The sequence below is a fragment of the Okeania sp. SIO2B9 genome (genome assembly GCF_010672505.1).
GTDB lineage: Bacteria > Cyanobacteriota > Cyanobacteriia > Cyanobacteriales > Microcoleaceae > Okeania > Okeania hirsuta.
On record NZ_JAAHGK010000882.1, the window covers coordinates 1 to 3,328 of the forward strand.

The following is a 3,328-nucleotide window of genomic DNA, read 5'->3' on the forward strand; positions in this document are numbered from 1 at the left end:
GTTGCCAGTCTCAGAAAATTAGTAAATTCATCAAACTATCTGCAAATATTTTTCTGAGGAGTCGGTAAATTTTGCCAAAGTTATCGGGATTTTTTCTGTGACAAAATTTGTGAATGAAATCAGAATTATCTTCTATTTCTCCCCTCAATCAAAATTACTGGAGTTGCCAAATTATCTCCTGAGTTGCCAGTCTCAGAAAATTAGTAAATTCATCAAACTATCTGCAAATATTTTTCTGAGGAGTCGGTAAATTTTGCCAAAGTTATCGGGATTTTTTCTGTGACAAAATTTGTGAATGAAATCAGAATTTTCTCTGACTCCCTCTTGTCAGAAAAAATTAGTAGAGCGAGTCAAACTTACCCTACTATTTCTACAACTAAAGTCTACAATTTAGGAATTTTTATTGCCGAAAAATCTGTCGATTAAACCTTAGCTTCTTCCTTAACCAACTTATCCCAACCTAAATCCTTCAAAGCATGATTTCGACGCAACGGACGAGTTACTAATTCCAAAATATCACGAGCATTTGTAAACCCATGAATTTGAGCAAAAGTAAACTCAACAGACCACTTAGTATTAATTCCTCTCGCTTCCAAAGGATTAGCATGAGCCATACCAGTAATTACCAAATCTGGCTTCAATTCATAAATCCTTTGAATCTGATTATAATTATCAGGTTTCTCAATAATCTTAGGCAAAAGCGTACCCATTTCGTTACAAGTTTTTTCCAACATTTCCAACTCAGCTTTTTGATATCTTTTATCCATATAAGGAATACCAATTTCTGAACAAGTCATACCACAACGAATCAAAAAACGAGCCAAAGAAATCTCCAGCAAATTATCACCCATAAAGAAGACAGATTTACCACGAATTAACTGAATATAGTCTTCCAAATTTTCCCAAATTTGCTTTTCTCGTTCTGCTAATCCTTGAGGTTCAATGCCAAAAACAGAACAAATCTTCTCAATCCAAGCCCTACTTCCATCCGGTCCGATAGGGAATGGCGCACCAATTAATTTACACTTCCGACGACGCATTAAAGTAGTAGCAGTCCGACTCAAGAAAGGATTTAAACCTGCCACATAATATCCCTCTTCAATTACTGGTAATTCTGTGTAACGTTTAGCAGGCAACCAACCAGAAACTTTAATCCCTTGCTTCTTCAATTCCAAAGTTAATTGAGTTACAACTGGGTCTGGTAAAGAGCCAAATAAAACTAAAGGTGGATGCTCAACATACTCAGATTCTTCCGCAGCAACCTCCTCTTTTTTCTTACCAAAACTTAAGAGTTTTTGTATGCCACTTCGTTCTTCTTTTTCCGCTTCAGGAGCTTGATTAGGACAACGAGCTGCCATAGCTGCTAAGACAGTATCTTCCCCTTGAGTAAAGGCATAATCCAAACCATTAGCACGAGCAACCACAATTGGAATACCAATTTCTGACTCTAATTTAGGAGCCAAACCTTCCAAATCCATTTTGATAATTTCAGTGGTACAAGTACCAATCCAAACTATCACACTGGGGTTCCTATCACGCTTAATTTGTAAACATAAACGTTTCAATTCATCATAATCATTTAACTTAGCTGAAATATCGCCTTCTTCTAACTCAGCCATGGCGTAACGAGGTTCAGCAAAAATCATTACTCCCATGGCATTTTGTAAGAAATAACCACAAGTCTTAGTACCAATTACTAAGAAGAAACTATCTTCAATTTTTTGATAAAGCCAAGATACACAACTAATCGGACAAAAAGTATGATAATTACCAGTTTCACATTCAAAAGTTAAAGCTTCAGGTGCAACAGTATTAGTCATAAAAAAATACTCCTATTTATCAATAATTTTTTTGGGGAAAAATCAATGCTAATGCTAGTAAAAAGTCTACTTTTATGTAAGCATTTTCTACAGAATCCTACGCAAACAGCCGTCAGTTATTAGCTATCAGCTATTAATCTTGGGAAAGATCATAGTAATCGATAAATTGAAAAATAATAAAAAATTATTGCCAAACTCTCTTTGCCCAACCTTAGAAATAATTATTCATTATTAATTGCTGAGAGCTGACAGCTAATAGCTGAATGCTTACTTTTATAGCACGACAAAAAAGTGTGAGGATCGTTGAAAAATCTATAAGTTGACAGGTAATAGGTAATAGTTTTGAGTTAAGTAGATAACTGATTTCTCATCGCTATGTATTAGACATAGGCGTGAAAAAGATATAGACTTTTTGTAAAAGTAGGGAATAGGGAAGATGTTTTTAGCAAAAAAACACGGAAAATGATTTTTTGAGTTATTAAACTCTAGTTTATAGCAAATAAAGGGCAAGTTTATTTTCTGGAGATGTCTATTGAAATATAGCAAGGAACGAGTTGGTGTTTGACATAAATTAATGATGAACCGTAAGACAGAGAAATACTTTTCCCACTGTTGCCTGTTGCCTATTTCCTACCATAGCATTGATAAATTACATTTTTTTGAACTGTGTTTTTTTTGAGTAAAAGAAATCATCCTTGATGCTAATACTATTTCAACCAGCACAGCCATATAAATCAATAGTTAATGTAACTTTTATATCTGCTAAAAATCAAAACATCGCAAATAAAACAAACCAGTCAATATCAATTTTCCTATTGTTTAACCGTAAGCATTCAGCTATTAGCGGTCAGCGCTTCCCTACGGGATACTACGCAAACAGCAATGAAAATGAACCTAAATAGCTCAACTTAGCTGATGCCTTTGGTTTTTCCCAGACTTTTAATTCTTGCTCAAGCTCAATCCTAATTCCTCCTCCAAATCCAATAAGCTAGGAAAGGTGAGAGCTGAGAACTGAGAGCTGAGGGCTGTTTGCGCAGCATTCCGAAGGAAATGCTTACGTTTATCCCAACAACCCTTCAAGATCGTCATCATTAGAAGACTTTTTATCACCTGCTAAAGAATCTAGATCGGCCTCATCCAAATCTAGTTCATCTCCATCGAGATCGAGGTCCAAATCTCCCAAATCATCAGAAGACAAATCATCAAATTGATTATCATCTCCCAAATCGCTAAGATCCATATCACCCAGCTCATCCAGTCCAGACTCATCCAACTTTGCCGATGTATCTTCAAATGGATCGGGAATATCTTCTGCCACAAAGTCGGAGCTATCTTCTCCAAGATTTAGATCGTCAGAACCATCTCCATCTAGATCGCTGAGGTCAAGGCTAACCAAGTCATCTGCTGCTTCTGCTGCGGACTCCATTCCCAAGTCCAAATCATCATCCACTTCCGAGTCAGAATCCAGTCCCATATCTAACTCATCCACTTCTGATTCTATTCCCAAA

General features: G+C 36.1%; 2 protein-coding genes and 1 pseudogene. 1 reads left to right on the plus strand and 2 read right to left on the minus strand.

What is annotated here, in order from left to right; all coding sequences use genetic code 11:
• Positions 1-291: 291 nt before the first annotated feature.
• Positions 292-426 (plus strand): hypothetical protein, encoded by a 135-nt coding sequence (locus tag F6K13_RS24925; protein WP_275670338.1) that lies wholly within the window; start codon positions 292-294, stop codon positions 424-426.
• On the opposite strand, the gene F6K13_RS24930 is transcribed toward F6K13_RS24925, so the two are convergent.
• Both F6K13_RS24930 and F6K13_RS24935 read right to left on the minus strand, forming a co-directional pair.
• Positions 423-1,820 (minus strand): ferredoxin:protochlorophyllide reductase (ATP-dependent) subunit N, encoded by a 1,398-nt coding sequence (locus F6K13_RS24930; RefSeq protein WP_124144521.1) that lies wholly within the window; start codon positions 1,818-1,820, stop codon positions 423-425. The genes F6K13_RS24925 and F6K13_RS24930 overlap by 4 nt on opposite strands.
• Before the next feature lie 1,060 nt (positions 1,821-2,880).
• A pseudogene (locus tag F6K13_RS24935) lies at positions 2,881-3,328 on the minus strand (hypothetical protein); the annotation flags it as partial.

Bases quoted from the DNA above. Each gene is read 5' to 3' on its own strand.
- F6K13_RS24930 (WP_124144521.1), bottom strand. From the start codon at position 1,820: ATGACTAATACTGTTGCACCTGAAGCTTTAACTTTTGAATGTGAAACT.